Genomic DNA, 24,434 nt, shown 5'->3' with positions numbered 1-24,434 from the left:
AAATGAATTTCCCGAGCAAAATGTATCTGGGTGGTGCTCTGGTTGATGGTCAGGGCAGTATTGAAGTCGCCAATCCTGCGACGGAAGAGACGGTCACCATCGTGGCCGCCGCGGGCTGTGAAGATGTGCGGTGCGCCCTCGAACACGCTCGCAACGCTTTTCCTTCATGGTCAAGGACATCCATCTTCGAACGCCAGCAATGGATGACAAAGCTGCGCGATGAAGTCATACGGCATGAGGACTATCTGAGAACCTGCATCCACCATGAGCTTGGAAAGCCATGGGCGAGCACCGAGGAAGACTTCGAGAGCCTCAAGAACTCTCTCCAGTTCTATGCCGAGGAAATTGCCCGTTTTCACGACTTCGGCCTTGCGGATCGTACAGGCACTCACACGCACACGATGGTTCACGAAGCTGCCGGCGTTGCAGTCGCGTTTCTTGCCTGGAACTTTCCGCTGCTCAATCTTGCTTTCAAGATCGGCCCGGCGATGGCGGCCGGATGCCCAATCATCATCCGCCCCTCAAACGACACACCGATATCCGCATATGCAGTTGGTGAACTCTGCGCCAAAATTGGGCTTCCGGACGGGGTGGTGCAAATCCTGGCAACTGACAGCTATGAAGCCGCCGATACCTTGTCAGCATCGCCAATCCCGGCTGTCATAACGTTGATCGGCTCGACCGCAACCGGGCGCCACATCATGCGAACCGGCGCAACGACGATCAAACGGTATTCCATGGAACTTGGCGGAAATGCACCTGTCCTTGTGTTCGCCGATGCGGACCTGGAAACGGCAGCGGACATCGTTTGCGGAGTCAAATTCAGCAATGCCGGACAGATATGCGTTTCTCCGAACAGGGTGTTTGTCGAAGCGCCCATACTTGAAGAATTCACGGCAAAGGTTGTTGAACGGGCTCAAAAGGCCACAACAGGTTGGGACCGGAATGCCGATATCACAACAGGCCCTCTCGTCAACGCGAGGGCCTGGAAACGGATCAAGAAACTCATCGACGATGCGGTGTTGGACGGTGCGGACCTTCTTGCCGGTGGTGACCGGCCGGCAGGGCTGAACCGAGGCCATTTCCTGGCCCCAACTGTGCTGGCAAATGTGCGCGAAACCATGGATGTCTATCGACAGGAGACTTTCGGACCGATCGTAAGTCTGATCCCGTTTCAAGGCGAAGACGACCTCTTGGAAAACGCAAACGACTGCGACGATGGCGGTCTGACGGCCTATATCTTCACACGAGATCTGGCAAAGGCGGAACGGTATGCCGCTGGTTTGCGCTACGGCGAAATCCAGATCAATGGTGTGAAATACGACATCGACCTGCCACATGGCGGTATCGGCCAATCGGGCATCGGCCATGACTGCTCAGCTTTGGCGCTGAATGACTACCTCGTCTTGAAACGCGTCACTCGCGCGCTTGAGAGAGGTGCGGCATGAAAATCACCCGCGTCACCAGTCACGTTCTGCAATACGATTTGCCGGAAGAACTCGGTTACTCCCAACAGTTTTATGCCAAGCGAAGTGCGCACCTCGTTGAAGTGGAAACGGATGCCGGCATTACCGGTTGGGGCGAGTGTTTCGGACCGGGCAATGTCGCCCTTGCAAACAAGGGGATCGTTGAAAAGGTCATTCAACCGATGATCCTCGGCGACGATGCGCTGGATCGGGATGTCATCTGGCACAAGGTCTATAATCTTTTGCGGGATCACGGCCAGAAGGGCATGCCCCTTCAAGCGCTCTCCGGTGTTGACATCGCCCTTTGGGATATCGCCGGCAAAGTGGCAGGACTTCCATTGCACAAACTGATCGGGGGGGCTCATCGAAGGCAGGTCCAGGTCTATGGCTATGGCATGATGCTCAAGCGGGAGAGCGTCGATGAGCACGTGGCACGTTTCAGGGCCGAAGCAGCTGAGATCATGGACAAGGGATTTGTCGCGGCAAAGATGAAATCCGGTCTGGGTCCGAAAGAAGACGTTCGGCTTTGCGAGGCCGTTGCCAAAGGGGTCGATGGTCGCGGCAAATTCATGGTCGATGCCAACCACTGCTACACGACGTCCGACGCGTTTTATGTCGGCAGAGCCCTGGATGACTTGGGGGCCTACTGGTTCGAGGAGCCTGTCGCACCCGAGGACCTCGACGGCTACAGGGAACTGCGAGCCGGATTGAAGGTCAACATCTCTGGTGGTGAAGCTGAATTCAACCGATGGGGCTGGCGCCAGATCCTGGAAAACCGGGGATTGGACATTGCTCAGCCGGAAGTGTGCGCGATGGGCGGTGTCAGCGAATATCTGCGCGTTCTAACCCTTTGCCACGCCCATTTCACGCCGGTTATAAACCATGTCTGGGGTTCGGCCATCGCCGTCGCCGTCAATCTCCAGCTCCTGGCCGCAATGCCGCCACTCCCGGGAGGTCTGAACCCATGGGAACCGATGCTCGAGTTCGACACAACCGACAACAAGTTCCGGGATGCGTTGCTCGTCGAGCCCCTGCATATCCAGGAAGAAGTCTATGAGAATGGTGGATTTGTGACGATCCCTGATCGCCCAGGCCTCGGCGTGGAACCGGACCGCGGCTTCATTGCCAAATATGAAGTCGACTGAACGTATCGTCTCAATGTCAGGCCAAAAAGCCAGATAGTTGGGGAGGCAGCGGCACCGGCCGATCTGAAGCGACCAACCACGTTCCAGTCGACGAAGGCAAACTCTCCACTGTCGAGAATGACTGTCGACACCCGCTTGATGCCCGGAAAAGCATGCTGTGATAAGGTGCCAACCTGCTAAATTTCATGTCGGCTGGGCAGCATCAATGCATTCCGTTTTTGTTTTTCTTAAAACCGTCATCCTTTCTTCTTTGCTCTGCGTATTTTTGATTTCGCAAGCAAACTCGGCACAACGCGTTGCACTGGTAGTCGGGAATTCGAATTATTCATCGGTCGGCAAGCTGCCCAACCCTGTCCGGGATGCCACGAATATCGGCGCTGTCCTGAGCGAACTCGGATTTGAAGTGATTTATGGGCAGGATCTCACTCATCAGGACTTCCTGTTGACGCTCAAACGCTTCTCTAACGCGCTCAAGGGGTCGGACGTTGGCCTGTTCTTTTATGCCGGGCATGGAATGCAGATTTCCGGACAGAATTACCTTCTACCAACGGATGTGGAGCTCGAGACAGCCAATGCGATAGACTCTGAACTCGTTGCCTTGAATTTGGTCCTGAAGGAAATGGACCAGCGGACCAAAACAAAGATTGTGTTGGTTGATGCATGCCGAGACAACCGGTTCATGCCCGGCGCAAACCGCTCCGTAGACGCTCAGATTGTTGAAACTGACCTGGGCTTGGCTCCACTGGAAGCCGGCTCTGACACACTGGTTGCCTTTTCAACGGAGCCGGGAAGCGTTGCGAGAGATGGTGCGGGTTTGAACAGCCCTTTTTCAGAAGCGCTTTTGCATCATATTTCGACGCCGAACCTAGATGTCGCGCGGATGATGAGACGCGTGAGAAAGCGCGTGATGGATGCAACTCAGAACGCGCAGGTTCCCTGGAGCAACTCGTCGCTGACAGGCGACTTTTCCTTCAACTATCAGGGAAATCGGGCGCTTACATCTGCCGCCAAAGAAACCGCGCTTTGGGATGCCGTCAAAGACGCCGATGATCCAGACCTGATAAGGGTATATCTGAAGCGCTATCCCAATGGTGAATTCACCAAACAAGCATTGGCGCTCATCAAAGCCGCACCGGAAAGCAAAATTGAACTTTCAGAGCGCGAAAACAGGGAAGCCCGGAACTCCCAAGCAAGGCATGTCCAGAACTGTTTGCAGCGCGAAGAAGATGGATATGACGGCGAACCGTCGATAACGGTAAATGCGTGTTCCGGCGCTGTCGCACAGTTTCCAAATTCAGATATTCTCAAACTGATTTACGGTCGTGCGCTTGATCGTTCTGGCAACGAGACGGCGGCCGCCAAGCAATTCCGGCAGTCCGCCGAACTTGGCAATACCGATGCCATGGTTGAACTTGCAGTCGCCTATGACCTTGGCAAAGGGGTTGAATGGCGCGCGGGTGAAACCATGCGCCTTTTGGAAAAGGCAGCTGTTCTCGGCAATACCCACGCGATGGAAATGCTCGGGCATATCTATCTTGAAGATCGTCAGGTCGAATACGACGACGCGGTGTCATTCGAGTGGTTTCGGCAAGCTGCAGAAGGCGGCAACGCCAGTGCGGCCTTTTCAGTTGCCACCGCCTACAAGCACGGTGAAGGCGTTCGCCAGGATCACTTTCGTGCCCGGTATTGGTTTCAAGTCGCGCTTGCCGACACCAATGCCGATCAAACACTGGCGATGATCAACCTGGCGGATTTGCTCGCAACAGGTCAGGGCGGCGACAAAAATCCCGAGTTCGCGCAGTCCCTCCTTATGAAAGCTGCGGCGCAAGGAGACCAGCTGGCAATGCGTTCTCTTGCCGAGTTCTATCTCGACGGAACATTTGAAAGCGAGACAACTGCGACCGCCGTCGACTGGACGATGAAGGCCATCCGTGAAGGCGGACAAATCGAGGCTGAATTCTGGTTTGTTGATCCTGAAAAGAACAAAACCTACCCTGCAAGCTTCAGAAAAGAAGTCCAAAACCGATTGAGGGAAGCAGGCGTCTATTCCGGCGCGATCGATGGTGTCATCGGCAAAGGGTCACTGATGGCAGTGTTTCAATACGCCAACCAATAGTCCGAGAAGCGAGTGGATATCCGGACCTTTTCGAGCGAGACCGTCGCGGCCGCCACCTACCCTCACTAAACGTGAGGTTGAAAACCTTGCTTCGTCTGACCAAGGCGCGCAATATGTTCTCCTACAACCAACTATGAAAGACGGCGCAATCGCGCGGCGACGATTGCCGAAAGTCTGGCTGATGGTCGTTTAATCGTTCGGAGGGAAGCGCTCATGACAACCGAAGAGGTCGTTCGCAACGCCATTCAGTCGTATAGCCGCGCGGATGTCGAGGCCATATCCGCGCTGTTGCATGACGACATTCACTATCGCATCCATGCCAATGCGGAAACTGCACCTTACTGTGCAGATTGCGGGGGCAAGGCAGCATTCTGGGAAGCGATTGGCCGGATTCAGTCAGACTGGAGTATCGACGACTATCGCCTGACAGATATCATCGTCTCAGGCGAACGCGCTGCAACACAGATCAGTCTCACAATCACCAGTCGCCATACCGGAGTTTCGCGAGAGACCGAGCTGGCCTTGTTCTGGACGGTGAAGGACGGCTGCGTCGTCGAACTTCACGAGTACCACGACACTGCGGCGGCGGCTCTGTCAAAATAGCTGTTCCGACGGTTAGCATTCTCAAGTGAAGGCAACGAAAAACGAAACCTCAACTCGACTGTTGCCGGGTGTTCCGCCGTTCATTGTAACCGGGTAAAACCCAAATGCGACCCAGTCACCGGCCGCGTCCGCAATTTTTGCGGCTTACGCGGCTTGGACAAAAGCCTGCCAAGGCGTTGAGTTTGCGCCTGGCGGCCTGCTGATTAGAACTCGACAACCGCGCGAATTGATTTTCCTTCGTGCATCAGGTCGAACCCATGATTGATTTCTTCCAGTGGCAGTTTGTGCGTGATCATCGGGTCGATTTCGATCTTGCCGTCCATGTACCAATCGACAATCTTCGGCACGTCTGTCCGGCCCGAAGCACCCCCAAACGCTGTCCCGCGCCAAACCCGCCCGGTCACGAGTTGGAAGGGGCGCGTCGAGATTTCTGCGCCGGCAGGGGCAACACCGATGATGATGCTTTCACCCCACCCCTTGTGAGCCGCCTCCAGTGCAGCGCGCATCACCTTCACATTGCCGGTCGCGTCGAACGTGTAGTCCGCGCCACCCCTGGTCAGTTCCACCAGATGCGCAACAATATCCCCCTCGACCTTTGACGGGTTCACAAAGTCTGTCATGCCGAAGCGTTTCGCCATCGTGGCTTTACCGTCATTGAGATCAACACCAACGATCTGGTCGGCACCGGCCATGCGAAGGCCCTGAATGACATTGAGGCCGATACCGCCCAGTCCAAACACAATCGCGCGAGAGCCGATCTCCACTTTGGCCGTGTTGATCACTGCGCCAATCCCCGTCGTCACGCCGCAGCCGATGTAACAGATCTTGTCGAACGGAGCGTCCTTGCGAACCTTGGCAAGCGCGATTTCCGGAACAACCGTATGATTGGCAAAGGTTGAGCAACCCATATAGTGGTGAATGGGTGTCCCATCGAGCATGGAAAAGCGGGTCGAACCGTCGGGCAGCAATCCCTGGCCTTGTGTGCTTCTGATCGATTGGCAGAGATTGGTCTTTGGGTTGAGGCAGTATTCGCACTCCCGGCATTCGGGCGTGTAAAGCGGGATCACGTGGTCTCCCGGTTCAAGACTGGTCACCCCATCACCAACCTCGATGACGACCCCTGCCCCTTCATGTCCCAGGATTGCCGGAAAAATGCCTTCCGGATCATCGCCTGAACGGGTGAACTCATCGGTGTGACACAAACCAGTGGCCTTGATCTCGACCAGCACCTCGCCGGCTCTTGGGCCTTCGAGGTTAACCTCCATAATCTCCAGTGGTTTGCCTGCTTCAAGAGCCACGGCTGCACGTGTTCGCATTTCTGCCTCCCGATATTTAGCTTGCATTGAGAAATTTTTGTCTCATGATTTGATAGGCAGTCTTACAATTTGAGAAAGACCCGTCAATATGCACCTAGAACGTCTGATCAACCTCCTGGAGATCATTGCTGTCGCAGGGCGTCCGGTTTCAACGCTTGAAGTGCAGAAGGCGACCGAACTGCCCAAACCGACCTGCTACAGGCTGATACAGACCCTGCTCGACCGAAAACTCCTGGATCAACCTTCCGACGACGGACAATACGTCGTTGGTGAACGCCTGATCCGCATCGCATTGCTGGGCAAATCGGATGTCGATGTCCGGCGATGCGCGGCTCCGCTATTGAAAGCCGCAGCCACCAAATTCAACGAAACGGTTTTCCTGGCACGCTTTCGCAGCGGCAAGGTGGAAATCATCCATGTGGAAACCCCGGACGATCCGGCACGCGCCTTTATTCATCCAGGCCTCGGCGTTCGTCCGATGCATGCCTGCTCCTGTTCCAAGGCGATTGCTGCATTCGCCGAACCAGACTTTCAGGAAGAAATCCTGTCCCGCAGCATGAAGCAGTACACCGAGCACACCAAGATCACGAAAGCTGAACTCCGGGCGGAATTTGAGGAGATTTCAAAACGGGGATTTGCCGATTGTGATCAGGAAATCGACCTGGGCATCGCAAGCGTTGCTGCACCGGTTTCGATCGGGAATATCGGCGCGACGTTCAGTGTTGGTGCGGTGGGTCCCATTCGCAGATTTGGAAAGGAATATCGACTTGAGATCGGCCAGAAACTGACCGGTCTATCGGAAAAAATCAGTGGAGCCATTCAGCTCTGCAACGTTGCGGAGATCTAGCCAAAAACTGATTTTTAGCCCGATTGCGGGCTGGAACTGCGTGTCCGGAATGGCGGCATTGCTACCAAAATGGGAGGAAAAAATGAACCTTAGGCCAGATCCTACATTCCATGCATCGCCAAAGCTTGCGATGCAGGCACCGGTCGAAAATTATGCATTTACGGTAATGCTCAGTCCCGACGGATCGCAATCCGACGGCATAGCCGTTGTTGACCTCAACCCAAAGTCCGACAGCTACGGGCAGATCGTTCATCAGGTGATCGTGCCCAACAAGGGCGATGAGTTCCATCACTTTGGCTGGAACGCATGTTCGTCGGCTCTGTCGCCGCTTTCAGGTCACGCGTTCCTCGAACGGCGCTATCTCATTGTTCCAGGCATCCGTTCATCGCGCATCTATGTGATAGACGTCAAGGAACCTTTGAAAGCGAAGATCCACAAGACAATCGAGCCCGAAGAGGTATTCGCCAAGACCGGATATTCTCGTCCCCATACAATTCATTGCGGTCCCGAGGGGATCTATGTCAGCTGCCTTGGCGGCCGCGGTGAAGACGGTACGGACGGCCCTCCGGGTATTTTCATCATGGACTGCGAAACCTTCGACATCATCGGTCAATACGAGATGGATCGGGGCAAGCAGGACAAACACTATGATTTCTGGTGGAACCTTCCTCAGGACTACATGGTCAGTTCTGAGTGGGGTTTGCCGCCGCAGTTCGAAAACGGTGTTGTCCCGGAAGATCTACTGTCCAACAAATATGGACATTCGATCCATTTCTGGGATTTGCGCAAGCGCAAGAATATCCAGACGATGGACTTTGGCGAGAACCATCAGATGGCACTGGAGATCCGCCCGGCTCACGACCCCACCAAGTCCTATGGGTTCTGTGGTGTCGTCGTCGACACCACCAATTTGCAGGGTTCAATCTTTACCTGGTGGCGCGACGAAGACGGAAAATGGAAATCCAAGAAAACCATCACCATCGATCCACGTCCGGAAAAAGCTGAGAACTTGCCACCACTGTTGCAGGGTTTCGAAGCCGTTCCGCCGCTCGTGACCGATATCGACCTCAGCCTCGACGACAAATACCTTTATGTTGCGTGCTGGGGGCTGGGAGAAATGCATCAATATGATGTCTCCGACCCGATGAACCCTGTTCTGACGGGCAAGGTTGAATTGGGCGGCATTGCCAGGAGCGCCAAGCATCCCAACGGCAAGGATTTCGCCTATGGCCCACAAATGGTGGAAATCAGCCGCGACGGAAAACGCGTCTACTGGACCAACTCGCTTTATTCGACCTGGGACGATCAGTTCTATCCTGGAACCGAAGGCGGCCAGATGGTTATGGCGCGTGTCGGCGAAAACGGCGGATTGGAGCTCGACAAGGATTTCTACATAGATTTCCCGAAGGGCTTGAGGGCCCACCAGATCCGCCTTGAAGGTGGCGACTGTTCAACGGACAGCTTTTGCTACCCTTCGGTCTGACGCATGACCGATCTCGCGACGACGACGGCCCTATGGTGGGCCGTCATCATCTCCGGCATCTATCATGGTGTGAACCCGGGCATGGGATGGCCGTTGGCTGTGTCAGCAGCATTGATGGAACGCGACCACAGAGCGTTGCCAAAAGCGTTGGCGCTTCTCGCCGGTGGCCATTTCCTGGCGATGATCTGCATCTTGCTGCCGTTTTCCCTGCTGCTGTTTCTGGTCGAATGGGAAATGGAAATCCGGATCGGTGCAGGCGTTTTGGTGATCGCAATGGGCGTTTACCTGCTCATCAATCGCAGACACCCGAAAATGCTGGCCCGGGTCCATCCGGCCCGCCTCGCCTTCTGGTCGTTTCTTGCGGCAATGGCCCATGGGGCAGGCCTGATGCTGGTCCCGATCTTTTTGGGAATTTGCGAGGCCGGCGGCCTCGACGATGGCCACCTGGCGGCACAAAGCCTTATGAACAACAATGTCGTGATTGCATTTCTGGTCGCCGCCGTCCATACGCTTGCCATGATGGTGTCCGGAGGACTAATCGCCCTTTTCATCTATCTTTGGCTGGGATTGAAATTTCTGTCGAAGACCTGGTTCAATCTGGACCTGGTCTGGGCGCTCAGTCTTGTCCTTGTCGGGGCATTCGGCATCTATTCGGCCTACGCTGGACACTGACCAGCACATCCAGCGCAATTGGCTGAGCCGATTGAAATGCGGAATATTTTTGCGCAACCAAACGTCTCGTCGCTTGCAAGATCTGCCTTACCGGCGAGGAGCAGCCGTACTTGCGCGCGGCACCAGTGTAGGCGGGATTATCACTGGCTGGCTGGCGTTCTTGTCGTTTTCAAGAACCGATATCAGTTTTTGGCAGGCCAACTGCCCCCAACGTCTGCGCGGTAGGTGGACGGTCGTCAGTCCGGGATTGAAGACCGCCGCATAGGGCATGTCATCATATCCAACGACAGAAATATCGTCTGGAACACGTATCCCGCGATTTGCAAGACCATGAAGAAACCCAGTTGCCGTCTCATCATTGTGCACGAAAACGGCCGTCGGCAGGCTTCCCTCATCCACAAGCCGGTGTGCGGCATCGATGCCGAACTGGACCGACAGCAGACCCACCCTGGCACGCTCTTCCTGGATATCAATGCCCGCCTGCTTCAAGGCCTGTCGAAATCCGAAATAACGCCGTTCGAACCCGTGCACCTGTAACGGACCACATATCTGAATGATGTCCTTGTGACCCAGCTCGATGAGGTGCTCGGCTGCCAATCGCCCGCCCAGAGCGTCATCCGTACGTACCGAAGGCACATCGACATCCTTGTGCCCGGCACAAGACACAAGAGGAGGCCCCTTGTAACTGCCATCACCATTTGTCGGCATGAGATCTGCGGGAAAATCGTAGGTATTCAGGATCAGCCCACCAGCCTGGTTCATCAAAAGCATGTTGGAGTAAACGCGCTCGTTGCTCGCCACTTCGGACGTATCACCGATCAGAACCACATATCCATGCTGGCGCGCCTCCTCTTCGATCCCTTTGAAAAATTCGGAAAAGAACGCGTTTGTAATATCGGAAACCAGGACAAGGAGCGTCTTGCTGCTGCCACGGCGCAAATCGGCAGCCGCGCGATTGGCACGGTAGCCCATCTGCCGCATAACGCTGAGGACGTGTTCGCGCGTTTCTTCGTTGACGTCTTCCGGTCTCGTTATCGTCCGCGACACGGTCGCGACCGAAACACCGGCCTGTCTTGCTACGTCTCTCGATGTCGGGCGCTTTGAACTCATTAATTCCGCAGCTGCGTCGGTCAGGCAGCGATAGGCCGCCCTTCGGAATTGAATTTATGAATGAATTCCTGCTTGGGCCGCAAGTATATTGTGTCCCCGACATTCTGATCATGTTGCCCGTTAAGGCTCACCGTCAACACGCCCGCCTCCGGAACTTTCACATATAGGATCGTATCGTGGCCCAGTCGTTCGACAAGCGTAACCGTGCCTTCCCAGGCATCATCGCTCTGGCCTAAGGAAAAATGCTCCGGTCGAACACCAAGCGTTGTGGCCCCAACTGCGTCTGCAAGACGCCCCTTCACGAAGTTCATTTTGGGTGAACCGATAAACCCGGCCACAAATTCGCTTGCCGGTTTGTTGTAGAGCTCCATCGGACTGCCAACCTGTTCGATATAGCCTCCGTTCAGAACCACAATCCGGTCTGCCATCGTCATGGCTTCGACCTGATCATGCGTCACATAGATCATTGTCGTGTCCATTCGCTGATGAAGTTCACTGATCTCTACTCGGGTTTCGGAGCGGAGGGCCGCATCCAGGTTGGACAGCGGCTCGTCAAGAAGAAAAACCTGAGGATTACGTACAATCGCGCGGCCAATTGCAACGCGCTGCCGCTGGCCACCCGAAAGCTGTCCCGGTTTCCTGTCGAGATAAGGCCTCAGCTTCAATGCATCGGCCGCCTCGTGAACTTTCTCGGCGATTTCCTTCTTTGATCGTCTTTCGAGACTGAGCGAAAAACCCATGTTCTCGGCAACCGTCATCTGCGGATAAAGCGCATAGGACTGGAAGACCATCGCGATGTTGCGCTGTTTCGGAGACAACGCGTTTGAAAGCTTGTCGCCGATCATCAACTCCCCTCCGGAGATCTTTTCAAGACCGGCGATCATGCGCAAAAGCGTAGACTTGCCGCAGCCGGACGGTCCGACAAAAACGACAAATTCTCCGTCTGCGATCGAAAGATTGATGTCGTGAAGAACTTCGACGTTCCCATAAGCCTTTGAAAGGTTCTTGAGTTCCAACCCAGCCATCGGTTCCTCCTTTAGCCCGCTACCAGCGGAGCTCGAATGATTTTTCTGACGGTTTCACGAGATGCGGGCTGCAATTGCCGTTCCGGCACACCTTCTAGAATTGCTTTGACGTCGTGAACCAGCATGTCTCCAATCGGATGCCTTCCCCCTTCAACGGCTGCGGCTCTGTGCGGCGACCAGATAACATTCTCGCTCTGCCGCAACAGATCGCGCTGCGGCACCGGCTCTCGCGGAAAAACATCGCAGGCCACACGGATCCGGCCAGCGTCTGCAGCTTCGACCAAAGCTTCAAAATCGACGAGATGTGACCTGCTGATCACGATCACAAGGGTGCCTTTCGGCATTTTTTCAATCAGGCTTCGGGAGACGAGCTTGTAGTTCTCCTCCGTCGGCGTTGCTGCAACAATGACGCAGCGGGATGTCGTGACAACCTCTTCCAGGTCGCAGAAGTCAGCACCTTCCGCATCTGTCGACGACGCTTTCAACCATGGATCAAATGCCTTGATACGAGGCGAAAAGGGAGCGAGCAGGCGCGCGCATTCCCTTGCAATTGAACCAAATCCGACAAAGCCAATTGACTGTCCATAGAGCGAGAAATCCGTTCCAATATTGTCATGGAACCAGCGCTCCGACCCGCGCCGGAACCGCTCATGCTCGTCAACAATGCTTCGTGCGCCGGACAGAATTAGGCCCAGCGTCATTTCCGCAACCGAGTACCGGAACCCGGGAGCACATGAGAGAACCTCAATGCCGCGTGCAAAACAGGCCTCGTAATCCAGGCCGATCTGGAATGTTCCCGACACCTCGATAATCGCGCGAAGATTTGGAGCCGCATCGATCTCTGCCCGGTCGAGTTCAGGCTTGGACGCAACAACGAACTCGGCATCCGGAAGCCGATCCAGAAAATCGTCTCGCGCCATCTGCCAGTTCACCCCGCCATGAACGTCGCAAAGCGTTTTAAGTTCCGCAAAAGCGCTTGGCCGGAACAGTTCTTCAACCTGCCTGAAATGCTGGTCCATTATGAGAGTTGGTTTTGACATCTCGATGTGTTCCTTCACTTCACAGCGCCCGCGGTCATTCCACGAACGAAGTGACGCTGGAAAAACAGAAACAGGAGCACGACAGGTATGGCCATGATGACCGTGCCGCTCGAAAGACCTGTCACGTCGCGGGTCATGGTGCCCTGAAAGTTCAACAACCCGACCGAAAGGGTGCGCATTTCATCCTGGGTCAGCAGCAGCAAGCGGAGTAAAAGATCGTTCCAGCTCCACAAGAACTCGAGCAACGCCGTGGTAACGACTGCCGGCATGGCAATCGGCATGATCACGCGACGATAGATCTGAAACTCGGTCGCACCGTCGATGCGCGCAGCTTCATGGAGCGCTTTCGGCACACCTACGAAGTATGAGGTGAACATGAAGACGAACACCGAGACGGCAAGCGCCAGGTCGGCGACGATCACGCCGAAATGTGTATTGAGCAGACCAAAGGAACGGACAATCTGGAACAACGGCAGCACGATGGCGGTCACCGGGATCATCAAGCCTATCAGGAAGATGATCTGGAGCACCATCTTGCCCCTGAAGTCCATGAAAACCAGTGCATAGGCGGCCAGCGAGGCAATGACGACCATCACAGCGGCATCGACAACCGAGATGATGAGGGTGTTGTAGAAATATCCGCTGAAACCGCCTTCGGTCCAGACACGGATATAATGCTCGAAGGTAACGCTGATTGGCGGATACCAGGCAGGATTGACCAGTTCAGTCGTTGGTTTGAGAGATGTGAAAACCGTCAGGATAAGAGGCGCTGCCATCAGGACGGCAATCACGCCAAGTACAAAGAGCAGGAGCCAGCGGCCGTACATCACCGGTCCTCCCTGTTCTGGATTTGCATATAGATGACGGTCGCCAGGCTCACAATGACCAGAAGCGCGACACCGATTGCCGACCCGTAACCATATTGATTTTCAAGCGCACCGCGCTTGTACATGTATGTCGACAGAATTTCGCTGAAACGGATCGGACCGCCCTTGGTGGTTGCCCAGACAAGATCGAACACCTTGAATGACTGCGTCAGCGTCAGGATGAACACCACAGCCGTCACCGGACGCAGCGCCGGCAGTGTGACATACCGGAAGGCCTGTACAGGCGTTGCACCATCCACCTTGGCAGCTTCATAAAGGTCTTCGTCAACGGCTTGCAATCCAGCCAGGAAAATGATGACGCTCAGGCCGATTGTCGACCAGCTATGGGCAAGCGCCAAGGCGTAAAGGACAACGTCGGGGCTTCCCAGCCAGGGTGTTGCCAGCGCCCCAAGACCGACCGATTCAAGCATTTGGTTGATCACACCTGATGGCTGGTACATCCAGCGCCAGATCGTCGCGACGGCCATAGGCGAGATAACAACGGGAAGCACGATGCAGGTCTGGATCAGCAAGCGCGCTTTCCAGACCCGTGCAAGCATGGCTGCAATGACCAGACCGAGACCGACATTGATCACAATGATGACGCCGGACCAGACAAACGTGTTGCGAAAGGCTTCCCAAAAAATCTTGTCGGTGAAGAGCCGCACATAGTTCTCAAAACCCACATACTCGCGTTTCGGACTGATGCCGTCCCAATTGGTGAACGAGTACTCGACGACCGAGATGGTGGGGTAGATCGCAAAGACGAAATAGATCGTCAGAGCTGGCAACAGAAACAGAACCGGGTTCAGCCTCTGAGCCCATTTCGAGTCCGGGTCGAAAAACATCGAGCCACTCCCGAGGAACGGAGATTGAGATGTGCCGCGCAACTGTCGAAAAAGGCAGAGCAGCGCGCGATCCGCGCCCCCGGACCGGAAGAGATCCGGGGACAATTCGGCTGACGAGCGAGTACTTACCGTTCGGCAATGCCGCCGGGGAGCATGATCTCACCGGCCTCCTTGGCCGAAGACCAGGCACTTTGCATCTCGGACGTAAACTCTTCCGGCGTCATGACATCCAGCAGAAGCGCCTGAAGACCATCATAGGATACCGTGGTCAGGCTTCCCGGTGTAATCGTGTCGAGAAAAGCCGGAACGGTCCCATTTGCAGCATGGTCATCCGACGTTTTCCAGATATCGACAGCCAGAGGTGACATTTCAGCCTCAGCCAGAGCGTCATCCAGAGCACCGACCGGTATGGTGCCTGCATTCAACAATGCGACACGACCATCGGTCTCCAAGAACATGCTGTTGAGAAACTGAACGGCAATATCGGCCCCTTCCGACCCCTGACGAATGTACCAACCACTGCCGATGGAATTCGTCGGATGAATTTTCTGTCCGTCTTCGAAGGGGGGAACGGCAAAAACGCTATAGTCGCCGATACGGTCGCCAGCTGCCTCGATACCGCCGCCGATCACCCAGGGACCGGTGAATGTCATGGGAATCTCACCAGCCCAGAACCGGTCCATCAGTTCGCCATAGCCGATTGCCACCGGCGTTGACCCGAACCAGCCTGCCTTGCCCATTTCCTGAAGCTTGGCGGATGCGGCAACAAAGTGGGCATCGGTCCACTCACCATCCCCGAATAGAACATCTTCGATGCCTTCAGGTCCGGCGTAACGTCCGAACATCATCGATTGCCAGTGTGAGATCGGCCATTTGTCAGCAGCACCAAGACCGATGGGTGTGTCAAACCCGGCCTCTTGCAACTTGGCGACAGCAGCCTCCATTTCCGCCCAGGTTGTCGGCACTTCAATACCGTTCTCGGCGAAAATGGCCTTGTTGTAGAACATGCCCGTCGTTTCGACTTCGTTGCCGAATGCCCAAAGTTTGCCGTCACTCGAGGTCTGAACGACAATGCCTTCCGGAATCGTGTCGCCCCAACCATGTTCAAAATAAGCATCGGTCAGGTCGGCGACCAGACCACCTGCAATCAGCGCTGCCGGCTGTCCGGGTCCGGTTCCAAATGTGAAGAGATCAGGTCCCTCTCCTGCGGACAATGCAGGAATAAGTGCAGGATTGAACAAGTCGGACGAGTTCTTGACGACTGTGATCTTTGCATCGGGGTTCTTGGCGTTAAACGCTTCTGCAAGTTCATCGTAAATTGTGGTCTGCCCCGGTTCTCCAGCGACCCAGACAACAACTTCAGTCTGCGCGGACAAGGTCCCTGGCAAACCGGCAAGAACAGCAAATGCGACACCTGCGGCCAGAAAGTTCTTCATGGTTCTCCTCCCATTGAACTGCTTATTTCAGCCAATGTATACGTATACATCATCAATGTAAACGTATACATGATCGAAAAATAGGTCCGCTGGACATCTAGGGCGCTAAGGCTCAGACATCCTTGCAGGAATCGCCGTTACGATTTTTAAAGTTGGTTGCCTGCCGACAATATCGATCAGCGGTTGGAAATCGAGGAAACCGCCACATTCTGAAACAGCCCACCGACACACAGTAGCACCAGCCTTTCGGTGCGGGCGCTTGTCAGCGCCACACACTAAAGAGACATGAAATTAGCCGGCTAGAGTATCTTCAACGGAAAAATGCGTCCTTGCTTTGCTTGTGCAGGTCGCTTCCAACTGCTTTCAGCGTTCGATCAATCTGACCGGAGCCCCAGTTTCCTGAGCAACCGATCCCGTTTCATTAGCCACCAGCCTGACTCGATCGGCCAACTCTCAAAAGAAGTATCATCGCCAAGAGTTCCAGCGCTGTGCAAAGGCCAGTTGGGATCATCCAAAAGCTCTCTTGCAAGAGCAATCATGTCGGCTTTCCCTGCCTGGAGGATGTCCTCGCAAGCCTGCGGGTTCCATAGGAAGCCCACCGCCATGGTCGCAATCTCCGCCTCTTTGCGCACCTTCTCGGCAAATGGCGTCTGGAACCCTTCCTCGATTTTCATCCGGCGCGGACGTTCTTTGCCACCGATGCCACCCGTCGAACAATCGATGAGATCCACGCCGGCTTTCGACAATGCAATTGCAGTCCTGACCGTGTCTTCGACTTCCAGACCACCGTCAAGCCAGTCGGTTGCCGACAAGCGGAACGCCAAGGGGTAGTCTTCCGGCCAATGGGCACGAATGGATTTCGCGACTTCGACTGCGAACCTTGACCGGTTTTCAGCTGAGCCGCCCCAACGGTCGGTGCGTTGGTTTGAAATCGGAGACAGGAACTGGTGGATCAGAAAACCATGCGCCGCATAAACCTCGATCATCTTGAACCCGGCCTTGCGAGCTCTTTCAGCTGCCCTGCCGAATGATTGAACAACGCGCTGAATGTCCTCATCGGTCAGTTCAGCTGGTTCCGGCCATCCTTGTGCATATGGGATCGCGGACGGCGCGCACGCCTGCCACGGGTCTTCGCCTCGTGCAGACCTGTCTTCCTGATCAACCGGTGTTTCACCATGCCAGGGACGCCTTTCCGACGCCTTCCGGCCGGCATGGCTCAGCTGAATGCCGGGAATTGCACCTTCTTTGCTGATGAACTCGGCAATGGGTTTGAGGGCGCTGATCTGAGCGTCGTCCCAAAGCCCGAGGTCGCCGTGCGTTCGCCGTCCGTCCCTTTCCACAGCGGTCGCCTCGGCATAAACCAATCCGACCCCACCAAGGGCAAACCGACCCAGATGAACCATGTGCCAATCGTTCGCATGACCATCGATCGCTCGATACTGGCTCATGGGTGAGACGGCAATGCGGTTCTTGAAAACCACTTCACGAAGCTTGAAGGAGGAAAATAGTTTCGACATGCATATCACCACTGAGGTCCGGTTGTAGCTGAGTGCTACTGAGCACTTCCGGCAATCTCAACCAGCTTGAGCAGGATTCGACCTGAAATGAAGTTCACTTTTTAGATAAGTTGCAGAATGGCTTGAGCTGGTTTGGCGCAAACAACGACTGCTCGTCCGCGAGCACGTTCCTGAATGCCCCGTCAGCCAGGTAGCGGCAAGAGCACTAGCTGCTCAGGTGGACTTGATCCCATAGTTGGCAACCGCCCCAAGAACCTCGTCGATTTGTTTCGCCGAAAGGATATGAGGTTTGCCGACCGATTGGCTGACGATATAGGCGTGCGCCAGAACTTCCAGCTCTTCCATGCGCCAGAGAGCCTTTTCCAGTGTTTCACCAACGACAACGGCCCCGTGATTTGCCATCAGACAGCCGTGCCGAGAGATCATCGCACCGGTAACATGTTCGGACAATTCGTCGCTTCCAAAAAGCGCATAGTCCGCAAGCGGCACGGTGTTGCCTCCGAAAATCGCGACCATATAGTGACATGCCGGAATGGCCATCCGGTTGATGGACAACGCGGTACAGTGAACCGGATGAGCATGAACAACGGCATGCATATCGGGCTTGTCGCGCAAAAGCGCCTGATGAAACTGCCATTCGGTCGACGGTGGAAAAGGTCCCTTGGCCTTTCCTTTTCCTTGAAGGGGAACGGTCGCCAGCATGTCAGGTGTCATCCTGTCATAGGGAACACCGGAGGGAGTAATGATCATCTTCTTGCCGGCACGCACGGATATGTTGCCAGATGTGCCCTGGTTGATGCCTCGCCGGTTCATCTCCTTGCACGTGTCGATGATCGCCTGCCTGAGTTTTTTTGTGTCCTTGTAAGGTGCCTTAAGCATATTCCGTCGCCAATTTGAGCAAGTCGGCCGCCGTGCTTGAGCAGGTGGCGACATGAGTGGCATATCCGCCGCGAATGGCCGCCAGCATCGGCTCGGCCCGATCTGGACCCGAACCGACCAGAAGCCCCATATCCTTGTTGCGCATCTGATCAAGCGTGACCGCAATCATGCGATCTTCAATGTCCCGATTAAGGCCCTGGCCCTTGTGGTCAATCAGTCTGCCACAAATGACTCCAATAGCGCCCTTCTCCGCACAAGACTCAATATCCGCCCTATCCAGGAGACCTGTGTGAACCACATGGCTGTCTTCGCCACAGGTTCCGCAGGCGAAAATAGTCTTGTTGCAATTCGCCACGGCCTGAAGCTGCGCTTCAATAACCGGTTCCTGCCTCAGCCGTTCAACAAGATCCTTGTTGGACAAGACCAGAGGCACATGCAGATTGACACAGTGAGCCCCATACCGTCTGGCGAGCGTCGCCGAACAGGTTTCCGCCGCAAATCCGAGTGCTGCCGGACGGGACCCGACAAGCTGGACGATCGTCAGGTTTTCCATGGTGACGCGCGGCGCCGCCTCAGCCACCCTGTAAACCGTCTCGCCCCAGGCAACACCGAGCCGGTCACCCGGTTCCAAAAGCCCGGGAAGCCAGTCAGCCACAACACGTGTCACCCGCTCCAGAGACTTCTCAGCACCGTCTGGTGACGACGGAATGACGACGGCATCTCGCAGACCGAACTGATCAACAAGGCGGCGCGCCAGATCCTGATTTCGAAAGACATCCGTGTCGAGCGATATGCGCACATAGTCCCGCTTGCGGGCTTCCGCCAGATAATTGACGACCGTCGCCCGAGAAATACCGAGCCTTTCGGCAATCTCGTTCTGATTCATGCCGTCCTGATAGTAGCACCAGGTAACCTCAACGATTGCATCTTCCTGCGGGCGAGCGCGTGCAACCTGGCCGCGCGCGCCGCTCCTGCCGTCCGCTGGTCGGGACTTGGACGGACTTGGTCTCATGCTCTCTTGGCGACCTGCGCAAGATCGGGAAACAATTCTGCAAGCCCTGCGGCACTTGCCTCGCAAATACCCCGCTCGGTGATCAGACCCGTCACCAGATGGTTCGGTGTCACATCAAACGCCGGATTGCCGCCCGCGGTCCCAATCGGAGTAACCTGCACCTGGCCGATACTCCCGTCATCCGTCAGTCCCTGCACATGGGTTACTTCCCTTTCCATGCGTTCTTCGATCGGGATTTCGGCGACCCCATCATCGACGGTCCAGTCAATGGTCGGCGACGGCAAAGCGACATAAAACGGAACGTTGTTGGCCTGTGCTGCAAGTGCTTTCAGGTAAGTTCCGATCTTGTTGCAAACATCTCCGCGGCGCGTGGTGCGGTCCGTTCCGGTGATCACCAGATCCACCATTCCATGCTGCATCAAGTGACCGCCGGCATTGTCGGTGATGTAAGTATGCGGAATGCCGTGGCTCCCAAGTTCCCACGACGTCAACGCACCCTGATTACGAGGCCGCGTCTCGTCGACCCACACGTGGATTGCAATGTTTTCATCATGCGCCTGATACATTGGGCTTGTCGCCGTGCCCCAATCCACCGTCGCGATCCAGCCGGCATTGCAATGGGTCAGGATGCGCACGGGTTCCCCGTCCCGCTTGCCGGCTGCTATCTTGCGGATAATTTCCAGACCGTTCAAACCTATGCGGTGATTGATGTCCACATCCTCGTCTGAAATGTCATGCGCAAGCTGCAAGGCAGCAGCGGACCGCTCACTTTCAGGCAGCGCTTTCAAAGCAGTTCGGCACCGATTGAGCGCCCATCGAAGATTGATGGCCGTCGGCCGTGTCTTGTCCAGAAACGCCCAGGCATTGTCCAGATTTGCATCAGAAGGATCGGTCGCTGCGGCAAGGGCCATGCCATAGGCAGCGGTGGCCCCGATCAACGGTGCACCACGCACCCGCATTTCAACTATCGCATCAGCAAAGTCCTGAAGCGTTTCAACATGTTGCACCCGAAATTCGTGAGGCAGCCATCGTTGATCGATAATTTGAAGTGCGCCCTTGTCCTCATCCCACCAAAGCGAGCGGTAGTGGGTTCCGTTGACCTTCATAGGATGTCCTTCTTGTTGACTTGGCGCGCAAGCAACAGCAACTCGTCCAACGAACCACACGTCTCGGCATTGAGGATAAGTTCCGCGCCCATGTGGAGATTGCGAGCTTCCAGTGCTGCCTTGAGGCCCTTGTCTTCGATCTCTTCGAAATCCGCGTTGTGCGCCAGCGACAATGTCCTTCGATGCATTTCGATGCCGCAGAACCCAAGAGCTTCTTTCCAGGTTTCTGCGAGCAGACCGGCACAGGCGTCGGCTGAATTATGTCCCTGCCCTTCAAACAGCGCTTCCGGATATAGCATTCCCGTTCGTTCGGTCTGCCAGAGACGGGTGAACTCTTCTTCAAAAATCTCGACGACTTCCCGGACCACAGACAGGAGCCATTCCTGATAGTCGTCCAATTCGTCTTTTGCCCTATGCGCAGGCTGGCTGAAATAGGCCATGAAGAAATTTGCCAGCAGCATCCCGATATCGAACCCCATTGGTCCGTATTGAACAAATTCCGGATCGATGACGCGGCTTTCTGTGTCAGTGGACATGATCGAACCGCTGTGAAGGTCGCCATGCACCATCGTCTCCGTGTTGGAGGCGAATTTCATCAGGTGGCGCTGCACCTTTGCCTTCAGCCTGGCATCTGAGCGCAAATTGGCAACGACAGCATCCAGTCCGTCTGTGTGGTGGTTCATCTCCGCGTCATAATACGGGTCGGTGAAGACGAGCGCTTCGGTAATCGCCGGTATTTCAATATTGCCGGAAAAGAGGCCGACATCCTTTTTCTTGTCTGCGCTCTTCATGGACAGTTCCGATCCGCGAAAAGCTGTCCGCGCGCAAAACTTGCCGAGGAAATTTCCAAGGCCTGCAACCTTGTCGCCGTCAATCAGCTTTCGGCGCAGGATCTTGTGCGGTGCAAGGAATTCCATGACGATCAGCGCCTGCGTGTCGTCAAAGTGATAGACAGCCGGCACCGAGCCCGGATCGCGTTCGGCCTGTCGAACCAGGGCGTGATTTTCAAAAAAAGCCCGGTAGAGCGGCAAAGGCCAGCTGTCGCCGACAAGACGTACGTAAGGCAACGCTTGCTTGACGACCACGGCCCCTTCCGGGCCCTCCACGATGAAAACCAAATTCAGATTGCCGTCACCGACTTCACGTACGGTCCAAAGTGCCGGGTCGGATCCGACGCGTTTCGCCACGGCGTCGATCGATGCGAGACGGGCTCCGAGCGTTTCCGGCGTTAACGGTCGATACTGATCAGGCGTATCCATGACTGTGAAATTTCCTCTCTTATCCCACCCGATAATGATCAAGATTGTTCAAAAGTCAACTCGGTTGACAAATGACTATTTTGCGTGCTGTAACTCTAATCAAGGGGATAAAAGCCCCGCAAAATTTTGGGAGGAACGGTGCAAAACGTCACCTGCAAACTCCGCGATCTGGAAAAGTCCTTCGGACAAAATCACGTCCTCAAAGGCATCGATCTGGATCTGCGGTCCGGAGAAGTTACGGCATTGATGGGAGCCAACGGCGCGGGCAAGTCTACGCTCGTGAAAGTGTTGTGCGGCTACCATTTTGCCGATGGCGGCGACATTGAGCTTGGCGGCGAACCATTCTCTCCAACAGATGCCGCCGACGCCATATCCAAGGGCGTCGTAACGGTTCACCAGTCTATCGACGACGGCGTGATCCCGGATCTGGACGTGGCCACCAACCTGACTCTCGACCGCTTGACCGAGCCTGGTGTCGGATTGTTTGTCAACGACAGGAAGCTGCGAGCGCAAGCGCGCGAAGTCGCCGAGAGCATGGGACTGACCATGGACGTGCGCATGCGTGTTGCCGACCTTGATGTCGCCGACAGGCAGATGATCGCGATCGCTCGCGCTATGGCCCGCGCACCAAAACTGCTCATTCTGGACGAACCTACATCGTCCCTTTCGTCATCCGAGGCCGAGCGCCTCTTTGCCCTGATCGATCGGCTGCGGGCGGAAGGGGTGGCGATCTTGTACATCTCTCACCGCATGTCCGACATTCGGCGTATCGCTGACAGGATCGTCACAATGCGCGATGGTGCGATCTCGGGCCTGTTCGAAGCAGAGCCTCTCGATTATGTCGGTGCGGTCAATGCAATGCTCGGTCATCAGATGACCGAAGTGGACATCGATCCCGTCCCCGGCGGACAACCGGTTCTTCAGCTCCAAAATCTGAAACTGTTTGAAGACAGTCGGCCAATTGACTTCGAAGCCCGAGAAGGAGAAGTCGTCGCCTTTACCGGTTTGCTCGGATCCGGGAAGACGCAACTGGCCGAAATCATTTACGGGCTTTCAAAACCTTCCGGCGGCAATCTCCTTCTGGATGGAAAGGAATATCAGCCAGCAGGTGCTGGGGATGCGGTCACCAAAGGCGTCTTCATGTCGCCCAAGGATCGGAGCGTGAATGCTGTCGTGCCCGATTTTGATATCGCCAACAACATGACCGTGCCCTTTCTGGGAGCCTTCAGCCGATTTTCATTTCTGGGCGACAAGGCGCAACGCAAAGCGACCGACGACATGATCGACCGGATCGGAGTGGTTTGCCAATCCAATTCCGACGGCATCGACACCTTGTCGGGCGGCAACCAGCAAAAGGTCATGATTGGTCGCTGGTTGCTCAAGGCCTCGCGCATTCTCCTGCTCGACGAGCCTTTCCAGGGCGTCGACATCGGTGCGCGGCGCGATATAGGACGGTATATTCGCCAAACGGCTCAGAATCGAACAACGCTTGTCTTTGTCGCTGAAATCGACGAGGCCCTGGAAATTGCGGACAGGATCGTCGTCCTGAACGAGGCGGCAATCGCCGGTGAATACATCAACAAGAATGTCGACTTGAACAGCCTGGTTGCGGATGTGTCCGGCCCCGGTGAGCGGCTGGCTCTCGCAGGATGATATTTGGAAAATGAACAAGAACGCACTCGATTTCGCTATTAAATACGGCTTCCTGATCCTTCTGGGCGGGCTCGCGCTTTTCTTCTCGATTTATGCGAGCGGGTTTGCCAGCCCGCGCTCGGCTGTCTTCATTTTGCAGTCGGTGGCGATTACCGGCATCCTGGCCCTCGGTGTCACGTGCACCCTCGTGGTCGGCGGTTTTGACCTCTCTATCGGGTCGGTTGCGACCTCGGCTTTGATGCTGTCGGCCTATACGATGGTCGTCCTCGAACAATCGGCCTTCGTCGCAGTTGCACTCTGCCTCATTATGGGAGCGATCGTCGGACTGGTGAACGGCCTTTTGATCGTCAAGATGCGTGTGCCCGATCTTCTGGCCACCCTTGGCATGATGTTCCTTCTGATCGGTCTTCAGCGTATTCCGACACAGGGCAATTCGATTGCAACCGGCATGAGCCTTGAGAACGGGGCGGTGGCCGAAGGCACTTTCTCCGCCGCTTTTCTCTGGCTCGGTCGTCATCGGTTCGACCTTTTCCTGGACAGGCTCGTGCCCGTGCCGGTCGTCGTCTTCCTGCTGATCGCCCTCTTGATCTGGCTGTTTCTCGGCTACACCCGGCATGGACGCCTGATGTATGCGATCGGCTCAAACGAAAGAGCGGCCGGACTGGTTGGCACAAATGTCCACCGCTACAAGATTGTCGCTTACATGATATCCGGCATGCTTGCCTCGGTTGGCGGAATTCTGCTTGCGGCGCGTTTGGGCCGCGGCGACATCGCATCGGGTAACAATTTGCTGCTCGACAGTGTGGCTGCTGCCCTGATCGGCTTTGCGGTACTGGGTGCAGCCCGTCCGAACGCATTCGGCACCGCAGCAGGTGCTCTTTTTGTCGGCATTCTACTTCAAGGTCTGACCATGATGAATGCCCCTTACTACATGCAGGATTTCGTCAAGGGAGCCGTGCTGGTCGCTGCCCTGGTCTTTACTTTCTACCTGTCATCGCGACGCGGAGGCAGGAGAACTGCGTGACGCCCGCCGGG

The 24,434-nt window shown here is 55.6% G+C and carries 21 protein-coding genes; 9 read left to right on the top strand and 12 right to left on the bottom strand.

Going from position 1 to position 24,434, the window contains the following annotated elements; translation table 11 throughout:
* Positions 1 to 2 precede the first annotated feature (2 nt).
* From K1718_RS07715 to K1718_RS07700, 4 genes are all read left to right on the top strand, one after another.
* Positions 3 to 1,448 carry an aldehyde dehydrogenase family protein gene (locus tag K1718_RS07715; RefSeq protein ID WP_265683514.1) on the top strand — a complete coding sequence of 482 codons (1,446 nt, stop codon included), beginning with the start codon at positions 3 to 5 and terminating at the stop codon, positions 1,446 to 1,448.
* Positions 1,445 to 2,611, top strand: coding sequence for a mandelate racemase/muconate lactonizing enzyme family protein (locus tag K1718_RS07710; RefSeq protein WP_265683512.1), 1,167 nt, complete (start codon positions 1,445 to 1,447; stop codon positions 2,609 to 2,611). The genes K1718_RS07715 and K1718_RS07710 overlap by 4 nt, the downstream gene beginning before the upstream one ends.
* Before the next feature lie 205 nt (positions 2,612 to 2,816).
* Complete coding sequence (locus K1718_RS07705) at positions 2,817 to 4,727, top strand: caspase family protein (protein ID WP_265683511.1); 1,911 nt, start codon at positions 2,817 to 2,819, stop codon at positions 4,725 to 4,727.
* 213 nt (positions 4,728 to 4,940) lie between these two features.
* Positions 4,941 to 5,330 (top strand): nuclear transport factor 2 family protein, encoded by a 390-nt coding sequence (locus K1718_RS07700; protein WP_265683510.1) that lies wholly within the window; start codon positions 4,941 to 4,943, stop codon positions 5,328 to 5,330.
* A 203-nt stretch (positions 5,331 to 5,533) separates the two neighbouring features.
* Here the strand turns inward: K1718_RS07700 and K1718_RS07695 are convergent, their stop codons facing one another.
* Positions 5,534 to 6,646: an S-(hydroxymethyl)glutathione dehydrogenase/class III alcohol dehydrogenase gene (locus tag K1718_RS07695; protein ID WP_265683509.1), complete on the bottom strand. Its 1,113-nt coding sequence runs from the start codon at positions 6,644 to 6,646 to the stop codon at positions 5,534 to 5,536.
* Between the two features lie 88 nt (positions 6,647 to 6,734).
* On the opposite strand from K1718_RS07695, the gene K1718_RS07690 reads away from it, so the two are divergent.
* The 3 genes from K1718_RS07690 (at position 6,735) to K1718_RS07680 (ending at position 9,648) form a co-directional block, all read left to right on the top strand.
* Complete coding sequence (locus K1718_RS07690; protein WP_152500376.1) at positions 6,735 to 7,493, top strand: IclR family transcriptional regulator; 759 nt, start codon at positions 6,735 to 6,737, stop codon at positions 7,491 to 7,493.
* An 82-nt stretch (positions 7,494 to 7,575) separates the two neighbouring features.
* Positions 7,576 to 8,976: a selenium-binding protein SBP56-related protein gene (locus K1718_RS07685; protein WP_152500375.1), complete on the top strand. Its 1,401-nt coding sequence runs from the start codon at positions 7,576 to 7,578 to the stop codon at positions 8,974 to 8,976.
* 3 nt (positions 8,977 to 8,979) lie between these two features.
* Positions 8,980 to 9,648, top strand: coding sequence for a hypothetical protein (locus K1718_RS07680; RefSeq protein ID WP_152500374.1), 669 nt, complete (start codon positions 8,980 to 8,982; stop codon positions 9,646 to 9,648).
* Positions 9,649 to 9,735: 87 nt separating this feature from the next.
* Here K1718_RS07680 and K1718_RS07675 read toward each other — a convergent pair whose 3' ends face one another.
* The 11 genes from K1718_RS07675 to mtnK form a co-directional block, all read right to left on the bottom strand.
* Positions 9,736 to 10,758: a LacI family DNA-binding transcriptional regulator gene (locus K1718_RS07675; protein WP_152500373.1), complete on the bottom strand. Its 1,023-nt coding sequence runs from the start codon at positions 10,756 to 10,758 to the stop codon at positions 9,736 to 9,738.
* Between the two features lie 20 nt (positions 10,759 to 10,778).
* Positions 10,779 to 11,783 (bottom strand): ABC transporter ATP-binding protein, encoded by a 1,005-nt coding sequence (locus tag K1718_RS07670; RefSeq protein ID WP_265683506.1) that lies wholly within the window; start codon positions 11,781 to 11,783, stop codon positions 10,779 to 10,781.
* 11 nt (positions 11,784 to 11,794) lie between these two features.
* A complete protein-coding gene (locus K1718_RS07665; RefSeq protein ID WP_152500371.1) occupies positions 11,795 to 12,823 on the bottom strand; it encodes an NAD(P)-dependent oxidoreductase in 1,029 nt (342 codons plus the stop codon).
* A gap of 14 nt (positions 12,824 to 12,837) precedes the next feature.
* The gene (locus tag K1718_RS07660) at positions 12,838 to 13,650 is read right to left on the bottom strand and encodes a carbohydrate ABC transporter permease (RefSeq protein ID WP_152500370.1); all 813 of its coding nucleotides are present in this window, start codon (positions 13,648 to 13,650) and stop codon (positions 12,838 to 12,840) included.
* The gene (locus K1718_RS07655) at positions 13,650 to 14,537 is read right to left on the bottom strand and encodes a carbohydrate ABC transporter permease (protein ID WP_152500369.1); all 888 of its coding nucleotides are present in this window, start codon (positions 14,535 to 14,537) and stop codon (positions 13,650 to 13,652) included. The genes K1718_RS07660 and K1718_RS07655 overlap by 1 nt, the downstream gene beginning before the upstream one ends.
* Positions 14,538 to 14,662: 125 nt before the next feature.
* Positions 14,663 to 15,973 carry an ABC transporter substrate-binding protein gene (locus tag K1718_RS07650; protein ID WP_265683502.1) on the bottom strand — a complete coding sequence of 437 codons (1,311 nt, stop codon included), beginning with the start codon at positions 15,971 to 15,973 and terminating at the stop codon, positions 14,663 to 14,665.
* 374 nt (positions 15,974 to 16,347) lie between these two features.
* Positions 16,348 to 17,490 carry an NADH:flavin oxidoreductase/NADH oxidase gene (locus K1718_RS07645; RefSeq protein WP_265683500.1) on the bottom strand — a complete coding sequence of 381 codons (1,143 nt, stop codon included), beginning with the start codon at positions 17,488 to 17,490 and terminating at the stop codon, positions 16,348 to 16,350.
* Positions 17,491 to 17,703: 213 nt separating this feature from the next.
* Entirely contained in the window at positions 17,704 to 18,369 is a 666-nt protein-coding gene (locus K1718_RS07640) for a class II aldolase/adducin family protein (protein WP_152500366.1), read from the bottom strand.
* Positions 18,362 to 19,381, bottom strand: a complete 1,020-nt coding sequence (locus K1718_RS07635; RefSeq protein WP_265683496.1) for a sugar-binding transcriptional regulator — start codon at positions 19,379 to 19,381, stop codon at positions 18,362 to 18,364. Before K1718_RS07635 ends, K1718_RS07640 begins: the two co-directional genes overlap by 8 nt.
* A complete protein-coding gene (mtnA, locus tag K1718_RS07630) occupies positions 19,378 to 20,487 on the bottom strand; it encodes an S-methyl-5-thioribose-1-phosphate isomerase (RefSeq protein ID WP_265683493.1) in 1,110 nt (369 codons plus the stop codon). The genes K1718_RS07635 and mtnA overlap by 4 nt, the downstream gene beginning before the upstream one ends.
* Entirely contained in the window at positions 20,484 to 21,746 is a 1,263-nt protein-coding gene (gene mtnK, locus K1718_RS07625; RefSeq protein WP_265683491.1) for an S-methyl-5-thioribose kinase, read from the bottom strand. The genes mtnA and mtnK overlap by 4 nt, the downstream gene beginning before the upstream one ends.
* A 138-nt stretch (positions 21,747 to 21,884) precedes the next feature.
* On the opposite strand from mtnK, the gene K1718_RS07620 reads away from it, so the two are divergent.
* Positions 21,885 to 23,399, top strand: a complete 1,515-nt coding sequence (locus K1718_RS07620) for a sugar ABC transporter ATP-binding protein (protein ID WP_265683489.1) — start codon at positions 21,885 to 21,887, stop codon at positions 23,397 to 23,399.
* A 10-nt stretch (positions 23,400 to 23,409) separates the two neighbouring features.
* Entirely contained in the window at positions 23,410 to 24,423 is a 1,014-nt protein-coding gene (locus tag K1718_RS07615; protein ID WP_152500362.1) for an ABC transporter permease, read from the top strand.
* Positions 24,424 to 24,434 lie beyond the last annotated feature (11 nt).

The organism is Roseibium porphyridii (assembly GCF_026191725.2).
GTDB lineage: Bacteria > Pseudomonadota > Alphaproteobacteria > Rhizobiales > Stappiaceae > Roseibium > Roseibium porphyridii.
Note: the sequence above shows the minus strand (reverse complement) of the source record. Positions and strands in the feature narration are given on the sequence as shown.

Coding starts and splice junctions, on each gene's coding strand:
- K1718_RS07670 (WP_265683506.1), bottom strand. CDS start 11,783: ATGGCTGGGTTGGAACTCAAGAACCTTTCAAAGGCTTATGGGAACGTC.
- K1718_RS07650 (WP_265683502.1), bottom strand. CDS start 15,973: ATGAAGAACTTTCTGGCCGCAGGTGTCGCATTTGCTGTTCTTGCCGGT.
- K1718_RS07685 (WP_152500375.1), top strand. CDS start 7,576: ATGAACCTTAGGCCAGATCCTACATTCCATGCATCGCCAAAGCTTGCG.
- K1718_RS07710 (WP_265683512.1), top strand. CDS start 1,445: ATGAAAATCACCCGCGTCACCAGTCACGTTCTGCAATACGATTTGCCG.
- mtnK (WP_265683491.1), bottom strand. CDS start 21,746: ATGGATACGCCTGATCAGTATCGACCGTTAACGCCGGAAACGCTCGGA.
- K1718_RS07680 (WP_152500374.1), top strand. CDS start 8,980: ATGACCGATCTCGCGACGACGACGGCCCTATGGTGGGCCGTCATCATC.
- K1718_RS07675 (WP_152500373.1), bottom strand. CDS start 10,758: ATGAGTTCAAAGCGCCCGACATCGAGAGACGTAGCAAGACAGGCCGGT.
- K1718_RS07705 (WP_265683511.1), top strand. CDS start 2,817: ATGCATTCCGTTTTTGTTTTTCTTAAAACCGTCATCCTTTCTTCTTTG.
- K1718_RS07645 (WP_265683500.1), bottom strand. CDS start 17,490: ATGTCGAAACTATTTTCCTCCTTCAAGCTTCGTGAAGTGGTTTTCAAG.
- K1718_RS07700 (WP_265683510.1), top strand. CDS start 4,941: ATGACAACCGAAGAGGTCGTTCGCAACGCCATTCAGTCGTATAGCCGC.
- K1718_RS07655 (WP_152500369.1), bottom strand. CDS start 14,537: ATGTTTTTCGACCCGGACTCGAAATGGGCTCAGAGGCTGAACCCGGTT.
- K1718_RS07665 (WP_152500371.1), bottom strand. CDS start 12,823: ATGTCAAAACCAACTCTCATAATGGACCAGCATTTCAGGCAGGTTGAA.
- K1718_RS07615 (WP_152500362.1), top strand. CDS start 23,410: ATGAACAAGAACGCACTCGATTTCGCTATTAAATACGGCTTCCTGATC.
- K1718_RS07660 (WP_152500370.1), bottom strand. CDS start 13,650: ATGTACGGCCGCTGGCTCCTGCTCTTTGTACTTGGCGTGATTGCCGTC.
- K1718_RS07715 (WP_265683514.1), top strand. CDS start 3: ATGAATTTCCCGAGCAAAATGTATCTGGGTGGTGCTCTGGTTGATGGT.
- K1718_RS07635 (WP_265683496.1), bottom strand. CDS start 19,381: ATGAGACCAAGTCCGTCCAAGTCCCGACCAGCGGACGGCAGGAGCGGC.
- K1718_RS07690 (WP_152500376.1), top strand. CDS start 6,735: ATGCACCTAGAACGTCTGATCAACCTCCTGGAGATCATTGCTGTCGCA.
- mtnA (WP_265683493.1), bottom strand. CDS start 20,487: ATGAAGGTCAACGGAACCCACTACCGCTCGCTTTGGTGGGATGAGGAC.
- K1718_RS07640 (WP_152500366.1), bottom strand. CDS start 18,369: ATGCTTAAGGCACCTTACAAGGACACAAAAAAACTCAGGCAGGCGATC.
- K1718_RS07695 (WP_265683509.1), bottom strand. CDS start 6,646: ATGCGAACACGTGCAGCCGTGGCTCTTGAAGCAGGCAAACCACTGGAG.